Source organism: Methylobacterium sp. C1 (genome assembly GCF_001854385.1).
Classification (GTDB): domain Bacteria; phylum Pseudomonadota; class Alphaproteobacteria; order Rhizobiales; family Beijerinckiaceae; genus Methylobacterium; species Methylobacterium radiotolerans.
In genome coordinates this window covers 5,201,585-5,223,673 of sequence record NZ_CP017640.1, presented here as the reverse complement: position 1 = coordinate 5,223,673, position 22,089 = coordinate 5,201,585, and the positions used below count along the sequence as shown (strand labels likewise).

The window sequence follows — 22,089 nt, the reverse complement described above, 5'->3', positions numbered from 1 at the left end:
ACGCCCGGATCGGCCGGTCGCATCCCCGCGGATGTGCCAGAATGATCCGGGGATGAACCACAGGCGTTGAGAATCGGGACACCGATGAAGCATCCCACCAGCCGCATGCTCCATGCCTATTGGGAGCGCCTGCGCGGAGAACGGGCCGCGCCGGAACGCGCCGAGATCGAGCCGGGCGAGATCCGGCACCTTCTCGCCGACAGCCTGATCCTGGAGCTCGACATGCCGAGCCGCTCGGCGAGCATCCGGCTCGCGGGGACGCGGGTCTGCGCCCTGTACGGCCGCGAGCTGAAGGGCGAGCCCTTCGCCCGGCTGTGGGGCTCCCGGGCGACGGATCCGTGGCGGATCGTCGAGATCGTGGCCAGCGACACCCTCGGCGTCGTGGCCGGCCTGCGCGGGACCAACGCGGCCGGCGAGGCGGCGGATCTCGAACTCCTGCTCCTGCCCCTGCGCCACCGCGGCCGGACGCAGGTCCGCGCCCTCGGCACCCTCAGCCTCGACGGCGCGCCGCACTGGCTCGGCCTGCGCCCGCTGGTGGAGGCCGAGACCACCTCCCTGCGCATCCTGCCGAGCCGCCGGACCGAGCCGGTCCCGCCCGCCCGCACCGCCGTGCGCACGAGCGCGGGCTATCCCGGCCCGGTCCGGCACGGCCACCTCCTCGTCCATGCCGGCGGGCGTGCCTGAGGACCGTATTCGTCCAAGGTTACGCCCGGGCCGCACCGGCCAGTTGGATCGAATCAGCGCGCGCGCCCGCGGAAATCTTCGGCGCACAAGTCGATCGCGCGCGCCGCGACGGCGCTCGATAGTGGATGTTTCTACAAGGCCGATAGACCGCGAGACAGGAAAAAAGGGTTTCGTAACAGTCCGCACCTAGTCTGCACCGGCCATTCTCCCGGCGCAGGACCAAACTCGGAATGATCGCGGTCGCGGCCACCGCTGGAACTGATCTGCGCGGCCTCGCCGCCGAGCCGGCGCGCGGCGCCGCCGACCAGCGCCGCCACCAGCGCGTGCGGGTCGCCGTGCTCGGCCGCTACATGCTGGCCGACCGCCGGGAATATCCCTGTCAGACCGTGGACATGTCACCGGGCGGCGTGCGGCTGACCTGCGCGGTCAAGGGCGAGGTCGGCGAGCGCGTGGTGCTCTACCTGGAGCATATCGGCCGGATCGAGGGCGTCGTCGCCCGCACCTGCCCGGACGGGTTCGCGGTCCAGCTCAACGCCACCTCCCGCAAGCGCGACAAGCTCGCCTCCCAGCTCACCTGGCTGGCGAACCGGGAGATGCTGGGCCTGCCGGAGGGACGCTCGCACGAGCGCCTCGTGCCGACCAACACGGCGGTCGTCCTGCGCGTCGAGGGCGGCCGCGAGATCCGGGCGCGCCTCATCGACATCTCGATGTCGGGCGTGGCGATCTCCTGCCCGGTGCCGCTGCCCCTCGGCGCCGCCGTCACGGTGGGCAGCACGCCGGGACGGCTGGTGCGCTACTTCGAGGGCGGCTTCGGCGTGCAGTTCCTGCTGCCGCTCTCCCCCGACCGCTTCCACGCCGGGATGACGCTCTGACGCGCCTCCGGCCGGACCGGCCCGCGGTCAGATCTTCTTGGCGAGCTGCGCGGCGACCTCGTCGGCCGGCCGGGTCAGGTCGAGGGCGCCGACGAAGCGGTTCTGCGCGTCCATGACGTAGACGAGCGCGGTGTGCTCCATCGTGTAGTCCCCGTCCTTGGCCGGCACCTTGCGGGCGTAGGCCCGGTACGCCTTCTCGGTGGCGGTGACCTGCTCGGGCGTGCCGGTGAGGCCGGTGATGCGCGGGTCGAAGCTCGACAGGTAGGTCTTGAGGCTCGCCGGATCGTCCCGCTCGGGATCGACCGTGACGAAGGCGACCCGCATGGTCTTGCCCTTCGGGCCCAGGGCGGCCAGCACGTCGGAGATCTGCTGCAGGGTGGTCGGGCACACGTCCGGGCAGTGGGTGAAGCCGAAGAACACGAGGTGCGTCGCGCCGGCGAAGTCGCGCTCGGTGACGGTGCGGCCGTCCTGGTTCACCAGCGTGAACGGGCCGCCGACGCTCGGCACGCCCACCGGCGCCTTGTCGGGCAGGAACGCGAACACCGCCGCCCCGGTGAGGCCGACGAGGCCGAGGCAGAAGGCGACAAGCGGGACGAGGGCGCGGCGCATGGGACGGGTTCCGACCTCCGGGGGAGGCCGGCACAGCACACAACGGCGCGCGGAGGCAAGCCGGCGCGGTGCCGCCGGCCGCCCGGCGCCGCGCCGGCGCGACCGCTACGGCTTCGACGCCGGCTCCCCCGCGGGGCTCGCCGGGGCGGCGCCCTTCGGCGGCTCCTTGCCGAGATAGACGTATTCCGGCGCCGCCCGGAGCTGATCCTTGGTCGTGTCGATCCGCGCCTGGAGGGTCTTGCCGTCGGTGCGGTCGAGCTTGAGCACGGACGGGTCGACCGCGACGTATTTCGAGCCGATCCCCAGGAAGCCGCCGACCCCGATGATCCAGGCCTTCACGGCGCCCTTCTGGTCGAGGACGAAATCGGCGATCTGCCCGATCGTCTCGTTGGCGCCGTTGACGACGCTGGAGCCGATCAGCTTGCTGGCGACCATGTCGTCGGGATTCTGCGCCACGAAGGTCGGGCGCAGGTTGTCGGCCATGGTGGCGGGCGCACCGGGAACCGGGGTCGCGGCGCTGCCGCCGTCAGGCTTGGCGCCGTCGGTCTGCGCCGAGGCGGTGGCGAGGCCGGCCAGCAGGAGGGCCGAGGCGAGGAGCGGGGTGCGCATCGGAGCAGGTCTTTCAGAGAGGCCGAACACGGGGTGGCGCCGCCTCAAGGTTCTGGCGGGGCTTAAGTTCCGCGCGGTCTCGGCGCCGGCCGGGGATGCCGCGGCGGTTTGCCGGCTGCGCGTCGGCGCGGCGCGTCTTTGACGGCCGGGCCCGCGCCCCGCACAAGGCCGGCGCCATGCTCCGCCTTGCCCTCTACCAGCCCGACATTCCCCAGAACACCGGCACGATGCTGCGCATGGCCGCCTGCCTCGGGCTGGCGGTGGAGATCGTGGAGCCCGCGGGCTTCGACGTCTCGGACCGCCACCTGCGGCGCTCGGGCCTCGACTACCTCGACCACGTGGCGATCACCCGGCACCGCTCCTTCGCGGCCTTCGCGGCGTGGCGGGCCGAGGCCGGGATCCGGCTCGTCCTCGCCACCACGGCGGGCGCCGTACCCTACACGGACTTCGCCTTCCGCCCGGACGATTGCCTGATGGTCGGGCGCGAATCCGCCGGCGTGCCGGAGGCGGTGCACGCGGCGGCCGACGCGCGGATCGTGGTGCCGATCCGGCCGGGCCTGCGCTCGCTCAACGTCGCGGTCGCGGCCGCGATGATCGCCGGCGAGGCCCTGCGTCAGGTGGGCTAACCGCCGCCTAAGACAGCGCGCACGATGACGGCTTCCCGCCGTTTTCGCGAGCGGACGGAAGCGATCCAGGGCCGCGCGCCCTCCGTGACCGGGGCGCCGGCTGGCTTGCTCCGCTCCGCTCGCAAGGACGGAAACCGCAACGGATCCCGTTCCGCCGGCTTGGTAGGACGTGGTCTACCTTCCGACTGGAGAGACGCGCCGCCGCATGGACGACACCGCCTTCACGCCTTCCCGGCGCCACGCCGATCTCGGGCCCGCCTTCTTCGATCCCGTCACCCCGGCCCGGTTCCCGCGGACCATCCTGCGCTACCGCAATCAGGCCTGGGCGGAGCGGGTCGGCCTGGGCAACCTGTCCGACGAAGCGTGGATCGCCCATTTCGGCCGGTTCGAGCCCCTACCGGGCAGCTTCGAGACGCCGCTGGCCCTGCGCTACCACGGCCATCAGTTCCGCTCCTACAATCCGGACCTCGGCGACGGGCGCGGCTTCCTGTTCGCGCAGCTGCACGACCGGCTGGACGGGCGCCTCCTCGACCTCGGCACCAAGGGCAGCGGCACGACGCCCTGGTCGCGCGGGGCCGACGGGCGGCTCACCCTCAAGGGCGGGGTGCGCGAGGTGCTGGCCACCGCCCTCCTGGAGGCGCAGGGCGTCTACACCTCGAAGAGCTTCAGCCTGATCGAGACCGGCGAGGACCTCGTGCGCGGCGACGAGCCCTCGCCGGCGCGCTCCTCGGTGCTGGTGCGCCTGTCCCACGGCCATATCCGCATCGGGACCTTCCAGCGCTTCCTGGCGCTCGGCGAGCCGGACAACATCGCCCGGCTCCTCGACCACGCGATCGCGACCCACCGGCCGGAACTCTGGCGCGACGGCGCGGAGGATCGCGCCGTCGCCTTCCTGGACGACGTGGTCGCCCGGGTCGCCCGGATGGGGGCGCAGTGGGCGGCGGCCGGCTTCGTCCACGGGGTGCTCAACAGCGACAACATCAACGTCACCGGCGAGAGCTTCGATTACGGGCCGTGGCGCTTCCTGCCGCATTTCGACCCGGACTTCACGGCCGCCTACTTCGACGAGACCGGGCTCTACAGCTTCGGCCGCCAGCCGGAGGCGCTGTTCTGGAACCTCGCCCGGCTCGCCGACTGCCTGCTGGTGCTGGCCCCCCAGGCGCGCCTCGAAGCCGCCCTCTCGGGCTTCGGCCCGGCCCTGCAGGAGGCGTTCGCCGAGGCGCTGTTCCGCCGGCTCGGCCTCGCCGCGGCGCCGCGGCCGGAGACCGACCGGCTGGTCTCGGCGGTCTGGCGGTTCCTCGCCGAGACGCGGGCGCCCTTCGAGCGGTTCTTCTTCGACTGGTACGGCGGCCTCGCGAGCGCGCCCCGCGCGCAGGCCGGGCCGTCCGCCGGCCACTACGCGCACGAGGCCTTCGCGCCGGTGCGGGCCGCGCTGGAGCCGCTCGCGCCCGCCCCGGGGGCGCGGCTCGACCACCCCTACTTCGCGGAGGCGCCCTGCACGCTCCTGATCGACGAGGTGGAGGCGTTGTGGGCGCCGATCGCCGCGGCCGACGACTGGTCCCTGTTCGAGGCCAAGCTCGAAGCGGTGGCCCGGATGGCCGAGGCCTGCGGGACGGTGCCCGCCTCGGCCTGAGCGGCCTCCTCCTCGGCGAGTCGCCGGCGCTCCTCGGCGTAGCCCCCCGCGATGGCGAGATCGACCAGGCGCCGGGTCAGCCGGAAGGCCAGCCAGAACAGGGCGAGGCAGAGCAGGGTCGCTGCGGCGGCCTTGAGCGGGTCCACGGGGTTGCTCCGGTGATGTCTCCTCGGGCGGAGCGGTCCTCTTAGGGCCGCGGCGGGCCGCGGGGCAATTGGCCTTCGTGCCGAGACCGAGCCTGCGGCGCGGCGCCCAGGAATCGCCGCGCGGCGCCCCGACAGCGCGGCGCGGTCAGCCCACGCGGGGCGCCGAACCCGGTATCCGACCGGAACATGCTATGGCGGCCGCCGGCCGGATCCCGATATCCGGCGCTGAACGTCCCTCGATCAGGCGGATACCCGTGCGCGAGACCTTCCACATCGAAGTCCTCGGACCGGAGCCGGACGAGATCCAGACGCGGATCTCCGTGCGGGTCGGCAGCCTGGAGAGCGCGCAGGAACGGGCCCTGCGGCTGTTCGCCCGCGCGCGGGTGCCGCAGCGCTCGGGCGAGCCGGCCGAGGCCGTCCGGGTGATCGACGGCGCCGGCCGCGAGGTGTTCTATCGGACGCGCTTCGACGTGGGGGATTGAGGCGTCCGGAGCCCGCCGATGCGCACAGCCCTGATCCTGCCGATCCTCGTCCTCGCGGCCTGCGCGCTGTTCCTGCGCAGCTACACCCTGCCGCCGGCCCCGGACCGCCGGGGCGGCACCACGCTCCTCCTGACCTGGCCGAACCGCCCGGCCTTCGGCAGCCCCCGGGCCGAATGCCTCGCCGGACCGCCCGACGGGCCGGTCCTGCCCTGCCTCGTCGCCTCCGTCGCCCGGGCGCGCGACGACGGGTACGCGCTGCTGCAGCTGCCGTTCTGCGCGACCTGCTACGACCTGTCCGGGCGGATCGCCGTCATGGGCCGCGACGCGGCGGCGACGCGGGCGCGGCTGGAGCAGATCGCCCGCTTCGGATGGTGACGCGGGCCCGGGCGACGCCCTCCCGGGCCCGCTCCAGGATCCGGGCCACCGGGAACAGCGGATCGCGGCCCGCCTCCACCAGGAGATGGGCGATCGGCCGGCGCGCGGACCAGAAGGTGGTGCCGAGGGCGAAGCCCGGCGGCGCGCAGGAATCGATCCGGTCGATCGGCCAGTCGCCCGCGGCCACCGCCTCGGTCAGCCGGTGGACGAGCTGGACGCCCGGCGCGGTCTCCGGCCGCGTCTCGTCGTTGGCGATCTTCAGAACCCAGGCCTCCCGGCCGGTGACCGGCAGGATCAGGGAGGCCAGGAGCCGGTCGCCCCGGCGCAGGCGCGCGATCCGCACGCCGTCCGCGGCCCCGCGATCGGCCCCGAGATCGGCACTGAGATCGGCCAGCGCGGCGCGCAGGAACGCGACCTCCGCCGGCCGCTGCGCCAGGCTCGTGCCGGCCTCCCCCTTCCAGCCGGCGGCCTCGAGGGCGACGTGGGCCTCGAGGGCCGGGCCGAGGGCGTCGGGCGCGGCGAGGATGTCGAAGGTCACGGGCCCCGCAGCCTCCAGCCGCGCGCGGGCGCGGCGGAGCTTGCGGCGGCGCTGCCCGGAGAGGTGCCCGAGATAGGCGGCCCGCGCCTCTGGCCCGAGCCCGGTCAGGTCGAGCAGCCCGCGGTCGTGCGGCCAGAAGGCGGCGCGGCGCCCGCCCCGCGCCGCCAGGAGCTCCGGCAGGGGGCCGTCGGCCGGGGCGTTCGGCAGGAGGAGGCGCGGCGGCAGGCCGAGGGCGCCCGGCGCAGCGAGCAGCCCCGCCAGGGCGGCCTCCGGGGCGGTGCCGTCGAGGAGCGGCGCCCCGAACGGGGCGTAGCCGTGAGTCCAGCCCATGAGCAGCGGCAGCGGCACGCCCCAGCGGCGGCGCGACGGCCGGAACGGCCAAGCGGCGACGAGCCGGGCCCCGGCGGCCTCGGGGGGCCGGTCGGCGACGAGGAGGAGCCGGACGCCCGCCCCGAACGCGTCGCGGGCCGCCAGGGCGTAGCCCGCCTCGTAGAACGGGTTGCGCACCAGGCTCGCCCGGCCCAGGGCCCGCCAGGCCGGGACCCAGGGCGCCGCCCCGTCGAGGGGCCGGACCGCCGCCACGAGCCCGCCGGGAAGCGCGGCCGTGTCCGATGGGGTGCCTGACGCGGGGCCTGCCATCGCGGGACCGTCAGGCCGCGAGGCGGTGACGGATCGCGCCGGCGAAGCCGAGCACGTCGTAGCGCCACGCCGTCACCCCGGCGGCGGCGGCGAGCAGGACGAGGCGCAGGGCCTGCCCCGGCGGCATCAGCCCGCCGGGGACCAGGGCGATGCCGGCATTCACCGCGCCGCAGGCCAGCGCGATCCCGGCGATGCCGGCCATGTCGGCGAGCGGCAGCGGCATCGTCGTGCCGGTCCGGCGGGCGCCGAGCACCAGCACGAGGCAGGCCGCGCTCTGGCCGCCCGCGAAGGCGAGCGCCGCCCCGGCGGCGCCGAAGCGCGGGATCAGCAGGAGCGACAGCGCGGCGACGGTGGCGAGGGTCGCGAAGGCGGCGGCCGCCTCCAGGCCGCTGGAGCGGGCGAAGTAGATCACCTGCCCGAAGTAGTAGGCGCGGAACATCATCAGGATGCTCGCCAGGATCAGCACCGGGGCGAGCTCGCGCGCCTCGGCCCGGTAGTCGGGCCCGAGCAGCACCGCCACGACCAGATCGTCGAAGCACAGGAAGAACACCGCCCCGAAGGCCGCGATCAGCGTCATGGCCCGGGCGGCGTCGCGCAGCACCCCGGAGGCCGCCGCCATCCCGCCGACCCGCGCCTCGCGCTTGGCGATCGAGATCAGCGACAGGGCGATCGCCTCGCCGAACACGATGAAGCTCTGCTTCAGGAAGTCGGCCAGGGCCCCGTAGGCGCCGAGCCCCGCCGGCCCCACCGTCTTGGCGATGATCAGCCGGTCGAGGCTCTGGGCGAGCGCCGCCGTCCCGAAGGACAGCACCAGCGGCCAGCCGTAGGCGAACAACCGCAGGGCCTCCGCCCGGCTGCCGCGGCCGGGCATCATCGGGGCGATCGTGGCGGCGGCCGGGAGCGACGCCAGGGCGTTCGCGGCCGCCACCGCGCAGGCGAGGTGCAGGGGATCCTGCGAGAGGTGCAGCGCCAGGCTGCCGAGGGCCAGGATCAGGACGGCGCGGCTCATCACCGAGGCCGCCACCGCCCCGGCCCGCAGGCGGGTCCGGGCGATCTCGGTGGAGCCCTCGAACAGGGTGGTCCCGAAGGCCAGCGCCAGGATCGCGGCCGCCATCCGCGCCGGCATCAGGCCGAGGGCGGCGGCGAGCGCGCTGCCGAGCCCGGCGAGGAGCAGCGTGCCGCCCAGGATCCGCACCACGGTGCCGACCTGCGCGGGCTCGCGCGCCTCGTCGTAGAGGGCGAAGAACGCGAATTTCGGCCACTGGCAGGTCGCCCCGTAGAGCACGAGTGCCCAGGACAGGACGTACAGGTAGGTGCCGTAGCTCTCCACCGGCGCGAGCCGCGTGAACACCGCCACGGAGGCCATGTTCAGGGCGGCCGCGAAGCCCCGGGAGCCGACGTAGATCAGGCTGTGCCGGGCGATCATGTCCTAGAACCGGTCAGACGCACCACGACCTCGCACCACGCTGGGACAGACCGGCCCGTGGCGGGAGGTAACGCAGGGACGGCGCGCATGACAGCCCGGCCGTTGCAGGCGGCGTGCCGCCGGCCCTCAGCCCTGGCCCCGCGGGCGGATCAGCGACGTGCCGGTCATCTCGGCCGGCTGGTCCAGTCCCATCAGGTCGAGGAGCGTCGGCGCCACGTCGGCGAGCCGTCCGTCGGCCAGGGTCACGCCGTCGACGCCGACGAGCGCGGCGGGCACCGGGTTGAGGGTGTGGGCGGTGTGGGGCTCGCCGGTCTCGGGATCGCGCATCATCTCGCAATTGCCGTGATCGGCGGTCACCAGCAGCGCCCCGCCCTGGGCCGTCACCGCCTCGACGACGCGGCCGAGGCAGGTGTCGACGGTCTCCACCGCCTTCACGGCCGCCGCGAGGCTGCCGGTATGGCCGACCATGTCGGGGTTGGCGAAGTTCAGGATGATGAGGTCGTAGCGCCCGGAGCCGATCGCCTCCACGGCGCGGTCGGTGAGCTCCGGCGCCGACATCTCCGGCTGCAGGTCGTAGGTCGCGACCTTCGGCGAGGGCACGAGGACCGCGTCCTGCCCCGCGAAGGGCTCCTCGCGGCCGCCGTTCATGAAGTAGGTGACGTGCGGGTACTTCTCGGTCTCGGCCATGCGCAGCTGCGCGCGCCCGGCCCGGGCCACGGTCTCGCCGAGGCCGTTGGGCAGGTCGAGGGCCCCGAACAGGGTCTCGGCGAAGGCGTCGATCTCGACGCTGTACTGGACGATCCCCAGGGCGGCGGCGAACCGAACCGCGCGCGCGCGCTCGAAGCCCGCGAAGGCCGGGTCGAGGAGCGCCTCCAGGATCTGCCGGGTCCGGTCGGCGCGGAAGTTGAAGCTCAGGATGCCGTCGCCGTCCCGCATGCCGGCATAGTCGCCGATGATCGCGGGCTGCATGAACTCGTCGGACACGTCCTGCGCGTAGGACGCGGCGACGGCCTGCCCGGCCCGCTCGAACCGGGTTCCCCGCGCCTCCGTGAGGGCGTCGTAGGCTCTCTGGACCCGCTCCCAGCGCCGGTCGCGGTCCATCCCGAAATAGCGGCCGCACAGGGTGGCGATGCGGGCGCCCTTCGGGAGGGCCGCCTCGACGTCGGCGATGCAGGCGGCGGCGGAGCGGGGCGGCATGTCGCGCCCGTCGGTGAAGCCGTGGAGCCGGACCGGGATGCCGGCCGTCGTCAGCGCGCGCGCCAGCGCCACGGCGTGGTCCTGGTGCGCGTGGACGCCGCCGGGCGACAGCAGGCCGACGAGGTGGCAGGTTCCCCCCGACGCGCGCAGCGCCTCGATGAACCGGATCAGGGCCGGGTTCCGGGCGAGGGAGCCGTCGGCGACCGCCGCGTCGATCCGCGGCAGGTCCTGCAGGACCACCCGGCCCGCCCCGATATTGAGGTGGCCGACCTCGGAATTGCCCATCTGACCCTCGGGCAGGCCGACATCGGCGCCGAAGGTCTTCAGCCGCGCCCGGGGACGCTCCCGCATCAGCGCGTCGAAGACCGGGGTCCTGGCCTGGTGGACGGCGTTGTCGGCCACGGCGTCCCGCAGACCCCAGCCGTCGAGGATCACGAGCATCACGGGACGCGGGGTACTGTCGGGCACGGTCACAACTCTCCTGGGCTGCCGCGCGCGGCGCGCGGCCGGTCTCCGGGCCCTCTGCGCGGCCGGATCGTTGCGCGTGTCGATAATCGCCTTGGCCGCGCGAGACCACCGCCCCGAAGGGCCAACGGGCGACGGATGCGTGAGAGCGTCGGGTTTCTGACACGCCTCGTCCGCGCCCCGAACAGGCCGGGCGCGCGGACGACGGGGCCTCAGCCGGTCAATTGACGCGCGCCGCGTCGGATCCCGGCGGCAGGCCGAGCAGGCGGCGCTTCCGGCGCAGGGCGGCCCGGAACAGCGTCCGCCGGTAGCCCGGGTAGGACAGGAACCCCGCCGCCCAGGACAGGTGCATGGTCACGGCCGCCGGGCCGCTCATCACCAGGACGGGCTCCCGCGCCTTCAGCGCCAGGGCGAGGCCGCTCAGGGCGCAGCCTCCGGCATAGAGCAGCAGGGGAAGCAGCAGGGCGGGCATCAGGGCCGCCAGCGGCAGGGCCGCGACGGCGTAGAGCAGGACCAGGGCCGGCAGGATCTGGCGCGGGCGCGGCAGGCTGGCGTGCTTCTCGAGGGTCCGCGCGCAGCCGCGCCCGTAGTGGAGGTACTGCCGGGCGAGGCTGCCCAGGCAGGCGCGCGGGAAGTACGTGATGGCGAGCTCGGCGGCGAGGTAGATCCGCCCGCCCGCGGCGCAGAGCCGCCGGTCGAGTTCGGCATCCTCGTTGTGGGTGAAGGTCTCGTCGTAGCCGCCCACCCGCAGGAACTCGCGCCGGTCGAAGACCGCGTGATGGCCGTGGGCGACGTAGCCCGAGATCCCACCCTGCCGGTGGGCCGAGCCGCCGTTGCCGAGGCGGCTGTTCTGCGCGGCCGCGATCGCCCGCTGCAGCGGTGTGACCCCGACGGTCCGGAGCGGCACGACCACCGAGACGGCCTCGCGCAGGCGTATCGTGCCGACGAGATTCTGCACGAACCCCTCCGGATAGACGGCGTGGCAATCGGCGCGGACGAGGTAGGTGGAGGCGGGATGCGCCAGCCGCGCGGCGAGATTGATCGCCGCCGCCTGGATGCGGCGCTCGTTGTGGACGAGCCGGATGCGCGGGTCCCGGACGCTCAGGGCGGCGACGATCGCGCAGGTGTCGTCGCGACTGCCGCCGTCCAGCACCAGCAGCTCGCAGGCGATCGCGTCCCGGTCGGGCAGCACCGACGCGATGGCGTCGGCGATGTGCGCGGCCTCGTTCAGGGCCGGCATGGCGATCGTCACGAGCGGAGCGCCGGCGGCGCTCACGGGGTCCTGCATGGCGGTTCTCCCGAAACCTGGCCCCGGTCGCCGGCCGATCAGAGCCGGTCGTCCCGGACGGGGACCGGCGCCGCGCGCGGCGCCCCCCGAGGTCTCATTTGACGTGATTGGCTACGATTACGGTCGTTGATCACAACCACCACTTCAGTCGGCCGGACCGATACGACGAAAGGTGTAATTCGGACCGCCGCACCGCGATGATAGCCCGTTCCGGCGGGACGACCGGACGGCACAACTTCCGATTCGCACCGAGTCCCCCGAGCTCGACCACGGGCTCAGAGCGTCATGCGGGACCGCCTCGAATGATGAAATCTCTGGATGCGCTTGCCCTCGGCACGTCGGAGCGCGGGCCGGCCGAACAGCGGACCGACCCGTCGACGCTGCGGGTGACCGAGATCGCGCCCGACGACCGGATCGTCGCCTTCGACGCGGTCGGCCTCTGGCAGTATCGCGACCTGCTGCGCGTCCTGATCCTGCGGGACCTGAAGGTGCTCTACCGGCAGACTGCCATGGGCGCCTCCTGGGCGATCGCGCAGCCGCTCTTCACCGTGCTGATCTTCACGGTGATCTTCGGGCACTTCGCCAAGATCCCCACCGACGGCGCCCCCTACGCACTCTTCGCCGGCAGCGCGGTCGTCCTGTGGACGTACTTCTCCGAGGCGGTGCGGCGCAGCGCCAACGGCCTCGTGGCGGAGGCCGAGCTCATCCGCAAGATCTACTTCCCGCGGCTGGTCATCCCGCTGGCGACGGTGGTGTCGCCGATGGTCGACTTCGCCATCGCCCTCGGCGTGCTGCTGGCCCTGATGGCCTGGTACGGGGCGGTGCCGGACTGGCACCTCCTCCTGGCCGTCCCGACCCTGATCGTCACGGCGATGCTCGCCCTCGGGGTGAGCCTCTGGCTCGGGCCCGTCAACGTCCGCTTCCGGGACATCAAGCACACGCTGCCGTTCCTGATCCAGATCTGGATGTACGCCTCGCCGATCGTCTACGCGTCGAGCATCGTGCCCGCCTCGGTGCGCTGGATCTACGCGCTCAACCCGATGGTCGGCCTGATCGAGGCGTTCCGCTTCGCCATCCTGGGCGGCACGCCGCCCGACGTTTTCGCGGTCGCCGTCTCGGTCACGGCCGCGCTCGCCCTGCTCGTCAGCGGACTGATCTTCTTCCAGCGCATGGAGCGCTCCTTCGCGGATGTAATCTGATGTCGATGGCAATCAGCGTACAGGATATCGGCAAGCAGTACTGGCGCGCCCCGCGCGCCGCGCACCAGAACTCGCTGCGCGACGCGCTGAGCGAGGGCGTCCGCGGCCTGGTGACCCGCCGCTCCGCCGCCCGCCCATCGCAGGAGAGCTTCTGGGCGCTGAAGGACGTCAGCTTCGGCATCCGGCACGGCGAGAATGTCGGCATCATCGGCCTCAACGGCGCCGGCAAGAGCACGCTCCTCAAGCTCCTGTCGCGGATCGCCGCGCCGACCACCGGCCGGATCCGCCTCGAGGGCCGGGTCGGGGCCCTGCTCGAGGTCGGCACCGGCTTCCACCGGGAGCTGACCGGCCGCGAGAACATCTTCCTCTACGGCTCGATCCTCGGGATGGACCGCCGGGAGATCGCCGCGAAGTTCGACGCGATCGTCGCGTTCTCGGAGATCGGCGACTTCATCGACATGCCGGTGAAGCGCTACTCCAGCGGCATGTATGTCCGGCTGGCCTTCTCGGTCGCCGCGCATCTCGAGCCCGACATCCTGCTCCTCGACGAGGTGCTGGCGGTGGGCGACTACACCTTCCAGCGCAAGTGCATGGACTTCGCCCGACGGCTCCAGGGCAAGGGTTCGACGATCCTGCTGGTCTCGCACAACATGTTCAGCATCAAGACCATGTGCGAGCGGGTGATCTACATCAAGGGCGGCCGCGTCGCCTATGACGGCCCCACCGACGAGGGCCTGACCCACTACGAGCGGGACAGCTACCTCGCCGACACCGCGTGGTTCCGCCCCGACGCCGGCGACCTGCCGGTCCGGATCAGCGACGTGACGATCGCCGACGAATCCGGCGCGCCGCGGACGCTGTTCCGCCACGGCGAGCGGATGCGGATCCGGGCCCGCTACAGCGCCGCGGAGCCGGTCGCCGACCCGCACGTCCTGTTCTCGATCACCCGGTCGGACGAGCTGCTCTGCTGCAATTTCAGCACGCAGGCGGACGGCGCCGGCCTGACCGCCCTCTCGGGCGAGGGCGAGGTGGAGCTGCTGACGCCGCCGCTGACCCTGACCGCCGACACCTACACGGTCTCGGTGGTGGTCCGGCAGCGCGGCTTCGAGCGGCTCCTCGCGGCCAAGATCGGCGGCCGCTTCCACATCGAGCACCCCGTCTTCGCGCCGGACGTCTTCGGCGTGTTCCACGAGGCGGGGACCTGGACAACGTACGGCGCCGCGTCGCAGCGCTGAGGCCCGGAGGGCGTGATGGTCAAAGGCGCGTCGGAACTCTGCCGTGACGGCGATGGGGGAACCGCGGGCGGGACGGCGTCCCGCGCCGGGCGGATCCGGTCGAACTTCGCCGCCTTCGATGCCCGGGTGCGGCACGCGGAGCGCCTCGCGGCAGCCGGCGACCGGGCCGGCGCGGCCGTCGAGACCGCCATCGCGGCGACCCTGGCGGCGCACCGGCACTGCGGCGTGTTCGCGAGCCCGCGCCTCGAACGGTTGATGACCGGGATCGGCCGAACCCTCGACGGCGGCGGCGACGCCCGGCACGGCGCGGGCGCCGACGGGGCCCCGTACCGGCGCGTCCTCCACGTCTGCACGCAGCTCGCCCCGGTGGGCGGCCTCACCAAGATGCTCGCGCTCTGGATCGGCGCCGACCGCGACCGGGTCAACGGCGTCGCCCTGACCCAGCACCGCGGCCCGGTCGACGCGCGGATCACCGCCGCGGTGCGCGAGAGCGGCGGCGGGATCCACCACCTGAACCACCACAAGGGCGACAAGCTCGCCTGGGCGCGGGAGCTGCGCCAGATCGCGCGCGGCTACGACGTCGTCGTCCTGCACATCCACTGCGAGGACGTGGTCCCGCTGATCGCCTTCGCGGATCCGGCGAAGAGCCCGCCGGTCCTGCTCCTCAACCACGCCGACCACCTGTTCTGGATCGGGACGCGGATCAGTCACGCGGTGATCAACCTGCGCGAGGCCGCGCGCCGGCTGGCCGTCACGCGGCGCGGCGTCGATCCGGCCCGCAGCCTCCTGCTGCCGACCCTGATCACCCTGCCCGAGCGCCAGCGAACCCGCAGCGCGGCCAAACGGGCCCTCGGTGTCCCGGAGGACAGCGTCCTCCTGGTCTCGGTGGCCCGGGGGGCGAAGTACCGCAACGTCGGGGCGGTCACCTACGCGGACCGCCACGTCGACCTCCTCGCGGCGCATCCGCAGGCCCGGCTCATCGTGGTCGGCCCCGGCGAGCGGGCCGACTGGGAACGGGCCCGGGCCGCCACCGGCGGGCGCATCACGGCCCATGCTGAGCTGCCGGACCCGCGGGTCTTCTTCGAGGCGGCCGACATCTACGTCGATTCCTACCCGTTCGTGTCGTCGACCTCGATGCTGGAGGCCGCCGCCTACGGGCTGCCGCTGGTCACGCGCTTCGAGGCCCCCGCGGCGGCGGAGATCGTGGCGATCAACCATCCGGGGCTCGACGTCACGGCCCGGGTCGCCCACGACCAGGCCGCCTACGAGGCCCACCTCACGGCGCTGATCACCGACGCCGCCGCGCGGGACGCCGCGGGCGCCGAGAGCGCCGCCGCGGTCGCCGGCCTCTACGCGCCGGCCGCCTGGCTGGCGGGACTCGACGCGATCTACGCGCAGGCGCGGGCCCTGCCCCGGCTGCCCCCGGAGACCGACGCGGCCGGCCCGGCCGAGACGCCCCATCTCGGCGAGCCGGACCTGCGCCACCAGGACATGTTCGGCTCGGACTTCCCCGTGTCGGAGATGACCAAGAACTACATCGGCATGCTGCCGCTGCGCCAGCGCGTCGCCTCCTGGCTCGTCCTGCGCCGCGCGGGCGACTTCTCCGGCCTCTGGGAACCGGTGCGGCTGCTCCTCCCGGAATGGCTGGTCCGCAACGTGAAGGACCGGTTCGGCCCGATGCGGGTCCGGGCGCAGGTCCCCAGCACCTGAGGCCGCCACCTGGGCCCGGGCGGCCGCAAGTCGGTCATGCGGGGACGGGGCGCGTCGCGACCGGCGACGCGGTCCCCTCCGACTCGCGCGGCGCCGGAGGCCGGAGCGGTCGTCTCCGGGCCCTCACGGGCGTCCGCCGCGACGGCCCGCGCTTCGCCGGGAGCGGCGGTCGAGCCTCGCAGGACGGCGCGGCCTCCCGGGCGGCGGCGCGCGCCGGGTACGACAGGGACACAGCGAGCGCGCTCCGGCGGCCGGGCCCCGGGGAGGCCCGCGCCGCGGAGCGACAGTCCCGTCCGGCTCAGCGCGTCTTCGGGTCGGCGGTCAGCGGCCGGGCTGCCGGCCCAGCGGCCAGCGCCAGCAGGGCCGCGCGCACGCGCGTCGGCCGGAAGGCCTGCCGGATCGCCCGGTGCGGCATCAGGCGGAAAGCCGTGAGGAAGGCCCCCGCGGCCGCGCGGCGGTCGCCGCGGGCCATGTGGGCCTCGGTGGCGTCCAGCAGGGCGTCGTAGTAACCCTGCACGGTCCCGAAATAGAGCCGCAGGGCCGCGATCCGCGAGACGCCGAGCGCCGGCGCGTGGCGTCGGAAGACCACGCGGGTGAAGTGGATCCGGCGTGCGATCAGGCGGTCGAAGGTCCCCGCCGGCCGCTGCCGGAAATGGACGCAGGGCGCCGCGACGAAGCCCACCCCGTGGCCGCGGACCGCGCGCAGCTGCCAGTCCCAGTCCTGATCGCCGAGCAGGGCCTCGTCGAACAGGCCGATCGCGTCCACGACGGTCCGGCGCACCACGGTCGCCCCGATCTGCGGGAAGTAGCCGCTCAGCATGCGGCGCAGCAGCGCGCCCTTGTCGGACGGAAGTTCCGGCGGCCAGGGGCCGTAGGTCGGCACGAGGTCGTGGTCGGCGGTGACGATCTGCCCGAACACGACCCCGAGCTCCGGATCGGCCTCGAACAGGCGCAGATGCTCCCGGATATGCGCCGGCTGCCAGACGTCGTCGTCGTCGAGGAACGCCACGTAGGGCGCGCTCGCCCGGGTCAGGCCGGCGTTGCGGGCCGCGCCGGCGCCGGGCCGGTCGACCGGGACGTGGATCGCGCCGAACGCGGCGGCGACCTCGGCGGCCGGCCCCGGCTCGCCGTTGTCGCCGACGATGATCTCGAAGGCGAGGTCGGGGCCTTCCAGGGCGCGGATGCTCGCCAGGGCCTCGCGCAGGAAGGCGGGCCGGTTGCAGGTGGGCACCACGACGGAGACGCGGCGCTGCGCGGGTCGGTTCATACCCACTCCTCCCAGGCGTCGTAGGCGCCCCGGAGCAGGGCACCGAAGACGAGATCGTTGTCGAACTGCGTGACGAAGCTGCGCGCCACGGTTCCGGCGGGACGGGTCTCCACCGCCTGCGCGTAGACGATCCGGTAGCCCGCCTCCCGGGCCGCGTGGGCGGCCGCCCGCGTCCAGTTCGCCGACTGCCCCAGGGGGATCGCGAAGGAGTCGGGCAGGACGCCAAGGCGGGCCCCGATGGCGCGCCGGGATTCCTCCAGCTCCTCGGCCGCCTCTTCCGCGCTGAGGCGCCCGAAATCCGGGTGGGTCACGGAATGGCTGCCGATCTCGACCCCGTTCGCGGCGAGCGCCTCGATGGCGCGCCAGCCCAGGATTCCGGGCGGCGCGCTCTCGGGCCGGTCGAGCCAGCCCGACACGACGAACAGGGTCCAGGGGATCCCGAGATCGCTGAGGACCGGCGCCGCCCCGCTGAGGACGCTGCGCCAGCCGTCGTCGAAGGTGACGGCGAGATCCCGCGCGCCGCCGCGCCCGTCGGCGATCGTGGCCGCCGGCACGAAGCGGTAGCCCAGACCGAGCGCCCGCTCGAGCTGGTGGCGGAAGCGCGCGGGGCTGACGTCGTTGACGCCGCATTCCGACTGGCCCACCGAGTGGTAGCAGAGGATGCGGCCGCCCGGCGCCGGCCGCCGGATCCGGGCGAGGGCGAGCGTCGTGCGCTCGCAGGCCATCCGGGCGGCGGCGACGCGCGGGCGCGTCAGGCCGACCGTCCGGGCGAGGCTCTTGACCGGTGCGGGGATCATCGCAGGGCGTCGCGCAGGGCGTCGACGACCTGATCCTGCTCCGCCTCCGTCATCGCCGCGTAGAGCGGCAGCAGGATCGCGTGGTCGCGCGCCCGCTCGGATTCGGGCAGCGCGAACCGCCGCGGCGCCTCCGCGTAGGGCGGCTCCAGATGCGCGCACATGATGCCCCGGCGGGTGGCGATGCCCCGGTCGAGCATCGCCTGCATGACCGCCTGCTGGTCCGCGTCGTCCGGGAGGCGGACGCAGTAGCTCTGCCAGTTGCTGCGCAGCCCCATCGGCTCGGGCGGCGGCGTCACCCCGGGAAGGTCGGCCAGCCGCGCGCGGTAGCCGTCGGCGAGGGCGCGGCGCCGGGCGATCAGGTCGGGCAGCCGCTTCAGCTGCTCCCGGCCGATGGCCGCCTGCACGTCCGTCATCCGGTAGTTGAAGCCCGCGATGGCGTACTCCTCGATCACCACCCGGGCGCTGCCGTGGCGGGCGATGTCGGAGACGCTCATCCCGTGCTGGCGCAGCAGCCGGAAGGTCCGGTCCCACGCGGCGCTGGCGGTGGTGATCATGCCGCCGTCGCCGGTGGTCAGCACCTTGCGCGGGTGGAACGAGAAGCAGGCGATGTCGCCCGCCGGGCTGCCGATCGGCCGCCAGACGTCGCCCTGGAGCCGCTCGGAGCCGATGGCGCAGGCCGCGTCCTCGATCACCGGAATGCCGGACCGGCGCCCGATCGCGGCGATCGCCTCCAGGTCGCAGGGCATGCCCATCTGGTGGACGCAGACGATCGCCTTCGTCTTAGCGGTGATCGCCGCCGCGGCGGCGTCCGGAGCCATGTTGAAGGTGGCCGGGTCGATGTCGACGAAGATCGGCGTCGCCCCGCACTGGGCGACGGCGTTGGCGGTGGCGATGAAGCTGTGGCTCACCGTCACCACCTCGTCGCCGGGGCCGACCCCGACGGCGAGGAGCGCGAGATGCAGCGCGGTCGTGCAGTTCGAGACCGCGCAGGCGTGGGGCGCGCCGACGGTCGCGGCGAACTCCGTCTCGAAGGCCGCGACCTGCGGCCCCTGGGTCAGCCATCCGGAGCGGACGACGGCGGCGGCGGCCTCGGCCTCGGAGTCGCCGACTTCGGGCTTGGCGATCGGGATCATGCCATCGCCCGCCGCAGATGCTCGGAGCGGGACTCGTCCTGCCACCAGGCGACGAGGTCGGCGAGGCCCTCGGCGGCCCCGATCTTCGCCTCGAAGCCGATCAGCTCCTTGGCGAGGCTCGTGTCGCAGAGACGCCGGGGCACCGGGTTCACGGCCCGCTCGGCCTCGTGGATCAGCGGCGTGCCGTCCCGGCCCATGATCCGGGTGAGGTGGCCGGCGAGGTCGACCAGCGAGGTCTCGACGCCGGTGCCGACGTTGAGCACCACGTCGGTGGCCGGCGAGATCGCCGACAGGATGTTGGCCCGGGCGATGTCGCGGACATGGACGAGGTCCATGGTCTGCAGGCCGTCGCCGAAGACGATCGGCGACTGGCCCTCGGCCAGGCGCTGCATCCAGCGGACCATGACCTCGGTGTAGCGGCCGGTCAGGTCCATCCGCGGGCCGTAGGCGTTGAAGTACCGGAGCGCGACGTAGTCGAGCCCGTGCATGTCGTTGAACGAGCGCAGCAGACCTTCGCCGAAGGACTTGGCGGCGCCGTACAGGGTCCGGTTGTCGTAGGGGTGGTGCTTCTCGGTCGTCGGGAAGACCTCCGCCATCCCGTAGACCGAGGCCGAGGAGGCCATCACCACCTTGGCGACGCCGGCCTCGACGCAGCTCTCCAGCAGGTTGAAGGTCGCGGCGGCCATCACCTCGAAGGCGTGGCGCGGCTCCGCGGCGCACTGCGTGATCCGCAGGGCCGCCTGGTGGAACACCACGTCGGTGCCCTTGATCAGCGTGTCCATCAGGGCGCGGTCGCGGATGTCGCCCTGGACGAGGCGGACGCGGCCGGAGCCGAGGGCGTCCCCGAGATTCTCGGGGCGGCCGCGGATCATGTTGTCGATGGCCACGATCTCGTCGCAGCCGGCCTCGACCAGCAGGTCGATGATGTGGGAGCCGATGAAGCCCGATCCGCCGGTGACCAGGATCCGGGTCCCGCGCAGGTCGCCGCTGAACCGGCTTCCCTTGGTGACCTCACGCAGCTTGGGCATCGGCGACCTCGCAGTAGCTGGTGACGGCCCGGCAGACGGTGTCGATCTGCGCGGACGTCATCTCGGGGAACATCGGGAGGGACAGGGTCCGGGCGGCCAGCCGCTCGGTGACCGGCAGCCGGCCGGCGCCGTCGTCGAGGTGGCTGTAGGCGGGCTGCCGGTGGACCGGGACGGGGTAGTGGATGCCGGTGGCGATGCCGGCCGCGTTGAGGTACTGGCGCAGCCCCTCGCGGTCCGCCGTCGACACGGCGTAGACGTGGAACACGTGGTCGAGCCCGGCGGGGGCCGGCAGCTCCAGTCCGAGGCCCGCGAGACGGGCGCCGTACTCCGCCGCCACCGCCTGGCGGGCGCGGGTCCAGGCCTCCAGGTGCGGGAGCTTGACCCCCAGCACCGCGCCCTGGACGCCGTCCATGCGCAGGTTGAAGCCGTGGCGGACGTGGTTGTACTTGCCCTGCTGACCCCAGTCGCGCAGGCAGCGGGCCGCCGCGGCGAGGTCGTCCCGGTCCGTGACGATGGCGCCGCCCTCGCCGTAGGCCCCGAGATTCTTGCCGGGATAGAAGCTGAAGCAGCCGATATCCCCGATCGTGCCGGCCTTGCGGCCGGCGCGCTCGGCGAGGTGCGCCTGGGCGGCGTCCTCGACGAGGGCGACCCCGTGGCGCCGGGCGATGGCGCCCAGGGCGTCGAGGTCGGCCATCCGGCCGTGGAGGTGCACCGGCAGGATCGCCTTGGTGCGGGGCGTGATCGCCGCCTCGACCAGGGCAGGGTCCATGGTCCAGTTGACCGGGTCGATGTCGACGAGGACCGGGGTGGCGCCGGCGTACAGCACCGCCGCCACCGTCGCCACGAAGGTCGACGAGACCGTGATCACCTCGTCGCCCGGACCGATGTCGAGGGCGAGGAGGGCGAGGTGCAGGGCCGCGGTGCCGCTGCTGACGGCGATCGCGTGGCGGGCGCCGCAGGCCTCGGCGAAGGCCGCCTCGAAGGCGCTGACCGCCGGGCCGAGGACGAAGTCGCCGCTGCGCAGGACGTTGAGAACCGCGGTCTCGACGTCGCCGCCGATCGCCGCGTACTGCGCCTTGAGGTCGAGGAAGGGGATCACGAGGCCCTCGCAAGTGGCATGAGGTCGATGGGGTGGCCGTTCTGGCGCAGGGAGCGCATGGCGGCCTCGAGCATCTCGACGACGCGCAGGCCGCTGTGGCCGTCGGTCATGGGCGCGGTGCCGTTCTCGATGGAGTCGGCGAAGTGCTCGATCTCGACGATCAGCGCCTCGCGGAAGGACAGGTGCGGCGACCACATGTCGCCGGTCCGGTAGGAGACCATCAGCTCGGTGATGTCGTCCGAGCCGCCGCCGACGGTGACGCCGCGGTCGTAGACCTTGACCTTCTCGATCGGGTCGAGGTCGTTGTAGACGATCATCTTCTTGCTGCCGCCGATCAGCGTCTGCCGCACCTTCACGGGCGCGAGCCAGTTGACGTTGATCTGCGCGACGACGCCGCGCGGGTAGAAGACGGTCAGGTGGGCCATGTTCTCGGGGCGACCGCTGAAATGGCCGGTGCCGCTCGCCGAGATCGCCACCGGGGCGAGGTCCAGGATGTGGTCGAGGATGGCGAGGTCGTGGACCGCCAGGTCCCAGATCACGTTCACGTCGCGCTGGAACAGGCCGAGATTCACACGGGTCGAGTCGTAGTAGAACACGTCGCCGATGGCGCCGGTCGTGACGAGCTCGTGGATCTTCTCGACCGCGCCCGTGTAGACGAAGGTGTGGTCGACCATCAGGGTCAGGTTGCGCTTGGCCGCCTCCTCGATCAGCAGCCGGGCCTCGAAGGCCGAGGGCGTGATCGGCTTCTCGATGAAGACGTGCTTGCCGGCCCGGAGCGCGTTGATGGCGATCTCGAAGTGCGAGCTCACGGGCGTCGCCACCATGACGGCGTCGATCGCGGGATCGGCCACGAGGTCGCGCCAGTCCTGATGGAGCTGGACGGCGGGGTAGCGCTTGCCGGCCCGGGCGAGTGCGGCGGGCGACTGGTCGGCGATGGCCACCAGCTGGCAGCGCTCGCTCTCCGAGGTGCACCGGGCGAGGTTCGGCCCCCAGTAGCCGTAGCCGACGATACCGATCGAGATCATGACTGCA

21 protein-coding genes are annotated in these 22,089 nt (G+C 73.4%); 9 read left to right on the top strand and 12 right to left on the bottom strand.

The genetic code is table 11. The annotated features are described in order from the left end of the window. The first annotated feature begins 84 nt into the window (after positions 1-84). Positions 85-684 carry a PAS domain-containing protein gene (locus BKE41_RS24140; RefSeq protein WP_012321552.1) on the top strand — a complete coding sequence of 200 codons (600 nt, stop codon included), beginning with the start codon at positions 85-87 and terminating at the stop codon, positions 682-684. A 230-nt stretch (positions 685-914) separates the two neighbouring features. Further along, entirely contained in the window at positions 915-1,556 is a 642-nt protein-coding gene (locus BKE41_RS24135) for a PilZ domain-containing protein (protein WP_024828689.1), read from the top strand. Positions 1,557-1,583: 27 nt separating this feature from the next. Here the strand turns inward: BKE41_RS24135 and BKE41_RS24130 are convergent, their stop codons facing one another. Continuing rightward, positions 1,584-2,165, bottom strand: coding sequence for an SCO family protein (locus BKE41_RS24130; protein WP_012321550.1), 582 nt, complete (start codon positions 2,163-2,165; stop codon positions 1,584-1,586). Between the two features lie 105 nt (positions 2,166-2,270). After that, on the bottom strand, positions 2,271-2,774 hold the full coding sequence (locus BKE41_RS24125; RefSeq protein WP_071000192.1) for a PRC-barrel domain-containing protein: 504 nt from the start codon (positions 2,772-2,774) through the stop codon (positions 2,271-2,273). A 176-nt stretch (positions 2,775-2,950) separates the two neighbouring features. On the opposite strand from BKE41_RS24125, the gene BKE41_RS24120 reads away from it, so the two are divergent. From BKE41_RS24120 to BKE41_RS24105, 4 genes are all read left to right on the top strand, one after another. Beyond that, positions 2,951-3,400, top strand: a complete 450-nt coding sequence (locus BKE41_RS24120) for a tRNA (cytidine(34)-2'-O)-methyltransferase (RefSeq protein WP_024828690.1) — start codon at positions 2,951-2,953, stop codon at positions 3,398-3,400. Between the two features lie 205 nt (positions 3,401-3,605). After that, entirely contained in the window at positions 3,606-5,033 is a 1,428-nt protein-coding gene (locus BKE41_RS24115; protein WP_053620565.1) for a protein adenylyltransferase SelO, read from the top strand. A 400-nt stretch (positions 5,034-5,433) separates the two neighbouring features. Further along, positions 5,434-5,661 carry a hypothetical protein gene (locus BKE41_RS24110; RefSeq protein WP_012321546.1) on the top strand — a complete coding sequence of 76 codons (228 nt, stop codon included), beginning with the start codon at positions 5,434-5,436 and terminating at the stop codon, positions 5,659-5,661. A gap of 18 nt (positions 5,662-5,679) precedes the next feature. After that, a complete protein-coding gene (locus BKE41_RS24105; protein ID WP_071000191.1) occupies positions 5,680-6,036 on the top strand; it encodes a hypothetical protein in 357 nt (118 codons plus the stop codon). On the opposite strand, the gene BKE41_RS24100 is transcribed toward BKE41_RS24105, so the two are convergent. The 4 genes from BKE41_RS24100 to BKE41_RS24085 all read right to left on the bottom strand — a co-directional run bounded on the left by BKE41_RS24100 (position 5,972) and on the right by BKE41_RS24085 (position 11,589). Continuing rightward, a complete protein-coding gene (locus tag BKE41_RS24100) occupies positions 5,972-7,213 on the bottom strand; it encodes a GNAT family N-acetyltransferase (protein WP_058606242.1) in 1,242 nt (413 codons plus the stop codon). The two genes, BKE41_RS24105 and BKE41_RS24100, sit on opposite strands and share 65 nt — an antisense overlap. A 10-nt stretch (positions 7,214-7,223) precedes the next feature. Then, positions 7,224-8,639, bottom strand: a complete 1,416-nt coding sequence (locus tag BKE41_RS24095) for an oligosaccharide flippase family protein (protein WP_053620563.1) — start codon at positions 8,637-8,639, stop codon at positions 7,224-7,226. A 126-nt stretch (positions 8,640-8,765) separates the two neighbouring features. Further along, positions 8,766-10,277: a 2,3-bisphosphoglycerate-independent phosphoglycerate mutase gene (gpmI, locus tag BKE41_RS24090; protein WP_041372804.1), complete on the bottom strand. Its 1,512-nt coding sequence runs from the start codon at positions 10,275-10,277 to the stop codon at positions 8,766-8,768. Between the two features lie 244 nt (positions 10,278-10,521). Continuing rightward, complete coding sequence (locus BKE41_RS24085) at positions 10,522-11,589, bottom strand: glycosyltransferase family 2 protein (protein WP_024828695.1); 1,068 nt, start codon at positions 11,587-11,589, stop codon at positions 10,522-10,524. Positions 11,590-11,891: 302 nt separating this feature from the next. Between BKE41_RS24085 and BKE41_RS24080 the strand changes: the two genes are divergently transcribed. From BKE41_RS24080 to BKE41_RS24070, 3 genes are read left to right on the top strand one after another with little or no spacing between them, the layout of a single operon-like run. Then, positions 11,892-12,788 (top strand): ABC transporter permease, encoded by an 897-nt coding sequence (locus BKE41_RS24080; RefSeq protein ID WP_024828696.1) that lies wholly within the window; start codon positions 11,892-11,894, stop codon positions 12,786-12,788. Next, entirely contained in the window at positions 12,788-14,023 is a 1,236-nt protein-coding gene (locus BKE41_RS24075) for an ABC transporter ATP-binding protein (protein WP_029361107.1), read from the top strand. The genes BKE41_RS24080 and BKE41_RS24075 overlap by 1 nt, the downstream gene beginning before the upstream one ends. Before the next feature lie 15 nt (positions 14,024-14,038). Continuing rightward, positions 14,039-15,733 (top strand): glycosyltransferase, encoded by a 1,695-nt coding sequence (locus BKE41_RS24070; RefSeq protein WP_012321538.1) that lies wholly within the window; start codon positions 14,039-14,041, stop codon positions 15,731-15,733. A gap of 298 nt (positions 15,734-16,031) precedes the next feature. Here the strand turns inward: BKE41_RS24070 and BKE41_RS24065 are convergent, their stop codons facing one another. The 6 genes from BKE41_RS24065 to BKE41_RS24040 are packed head-to-tail and all read right to left on the bottom strand — an operon-like array spanning position 16,032 to position 22,082. Next, the gene (locus BKE41_RS24065; protein ID WP_012321537.1) at positions 16,032-17,000 is read right to left on the bottom strand and encodes a glycosyltransferase family A protein; all 969 of its coding nucleotides are present in this window, start codon (positions 16,998-17,000) and stop codon (positions 16,032-16,034) included. After that, positions 16,997-17,797, bottom strand: coding sequence for a polysaccharide deacetylase family protein (locus BKE41_RS24060; RefSeq protein ID WP_058606246.1), 801 nt, complete (start codon positions 17,795-17,797; stop codon positions 16,997-16,999). Before BKE41_RS24060 ends, BKE41_RS24065 begins: the two co-directional genes overlap by 4 nt. After that, positions 17,794-18,930, bottom strand: coding sequence for a DegT/DnrJ/EryC1/StrS family aminotransferase (locus tag BKE41_RS24055; RefSeq protein WP_071000190.1), 1,137 nt, complete (start codon positions 18,928-18,930; stop codon positions 17,794-17,796). Before BKE41_RS24055 ends, BKE41_RS24060 begins: the two co-directional genes overlap by 4 nt. After that, positions 18,927-19,958, bottom strand: a complete 1,032-nt coding sequence (locus BKE41_RS24050; protein WP_024828698.1) for an NAD-dependent epimerase/dehydratase family protein — start codon at positions 19,956-19,958, stop codon at positions 18,927-18,929. Before BKE41_RS24050 ends, BKE41_RS24055 begins: the two co-directional genes overlap by 4 nt. Next, complete coding sequence (locus BKE41_RS24045; RefSeq protein WP_024828699.1) at positions 19,942-21,057, bottom strand: DegT/DnrJ/EryC1/StrS family aminotransferase; 1,116 nt, start codon at positions 21,055-21,057, stop codon at positions 19,942-19,944. The genes BKE41_RS24050 and BKE41_RS24045 overlap by 17 nt, the downstream gene beginning before the upstream one ends. Next, entirely contained in the window at positions 21,054-22,082 is a 1,029-nt protein-coding gene (locus BKE41_RS24040; protein WP_012321532.1) for a Gfo/Idh/MocA family oxidoreductase, read from the bottom strand. Before BKE41_RS24040 ends, BKE41_RS24045 begins: the two co-directional genes overlap by 4 nt. Positions 22,083-22,089 lie beyond the last annotated feature (7 nt).

What these genes read in the sequence shown, in the direction of transcription:
- BKE41_RS24065 (WP_012321537.1), bottom strand. Translation starts at nt 17,000, where the DNA reads ATGAACCGACCCGCGCAGCGCCGCGTCTCCGTCGTGGTGCCCACCTGC.
- BKE41_RS24060 (WP_058606246.1), bottom strand. Translation starts at nt 17,797, where the DNA reads ATGATCCCCGCACCGGTCAAGAGCCTCGCCCGGACGGTCGGCCTGACG.
- BKE41_RS24075 (WP_029361107.1), top strand. Translation starts at nt 12,788, where the DNA reads ATGTCGATGGCAATCAGCGTACAGGATATCGGCAAGCAGTACTGGCGC.
- BKE41_RS24135 (WP_024828689.1), top strand. Translation starts at nt 915, where the DNA reads ATGATCGCGGTCGCGGCCACCGCTGGAACTGATCTGCGCGGCCTCGCC.
- BKE41_RS24070 (WP_012321538.1), top strand. Translation starts at nt 14,039, where the DNA reads ATGGTCAAAGGCGCGTCGGAACTCTGCCGTGACGGCGATGGGGGAACC.
- BKE41_RS24100 (WP_058606242.1), bottom strand. Translation starts at nt 7,213, where the DNA reads ATGGCAGGCCCCGCGTCAGGCACCCCATCGGACACGGCCGCGCTTCCC.
- BKE41_RS24125 (WP_071000192.1), bottom strand. Translation starts at nt 2,774, where the DNA reads ATGCGCACCCCGCTCCTCGCCTCGGCCCTCCTGCTGGCCGGCCTCGCC.
- BKE41_RS24050 (WP_024828698.1), bottom strand. Translation starts at nt 19,958, where the DNA reads ATGCCCAAGCTGCGTGAGGTCACCAAGGGAAGCCGGTTCAGCGGCGAC.
- BKE41_RS24115 (WP_053620565.1), top strand. Translation starts at nt 3,606, where the DNA reads ATGGACGACACCGCCTTCACGCCTTCCCGGCGCCACGCCGATCTCGGG.
- BKE41_RS24085 (WP_024828695.1), bottom strand. Translation starts at nt 11,589, where the DNA reads ATGCAGGACCCCGTGAGCGCCGCCGGCGCTCCGCTCGTGACGATCGCC.
- gpmI (WP_041372804.1), bottom strand. Translation starts at nt 10,277, where the DNA reads ATGCTCGTGATCCTCGACGGCTGGGGTCTGCGGGACGCCGTGGCCGAC.
- BKE41_RS24040 (WP_012321532.1), bottom strand. Translation starts at nt 22,082, where the DNA reads ATGATCTCGATCGGTATCGTCGGCTACGGCTACTGGGGGCCGAACCTC.
- BKE41_RS24140 (WP_012321552.1), top strand. Translation starts at nt 85, where the DNA reads ATGAAGCATCCCACCAGCCGCATGCTCCATGCCTATTGGGAGCGCCTG.
- BKE41_RS24055 (WP_071000190.1), bottom strand. Translation starts at nt 18,930, where the DNA reads ATGATCCCGATCGCCAAGCCCGAAGTCGGCGACTCCGAGGCCGAGGCC.
- BKE41_RS24080 (WP_024828696.1), top strand. Translation starts at nt 11,892, where the DNA reads ATGATGAAATCTCTGGATGCGCTTGCCCTCGGCACGTCGGAGCGCGGG.
- BKE41_RS24105 (WP_071000191.1), top strand. Translation starts at nt 5,680, where the DNA reads ATGCGCACAGCCCTGATCCTGCCGATCCTCGTCCTCGCGGCCTGCGCG.
- BKE41_RS24130 (WP_012321550.1), bottom strand. Translation starts at nt 2,165, where the DNA reads ATGCGCCGCGCCCTCGTCCCGCTTGTCGCCTTCTGCCTCGGCCTCGTC.
- BKE41_RS24095 (WP_053620563.1), bottom strand. Translation starts at nt 8,639, where the DNA reads ATGATCGCCCGGCACAGCCTGATCTACGTCGGCTCCCGGGGCTTCGCG.
- BKE41_RS24120 (WP_024828690.1), top strand. Translation starts at nt 2,951, where the DNA reads ATGCTCCGCCTTGCCCTCTACCAGCCCGACATTCCCCAGAACACCGGC.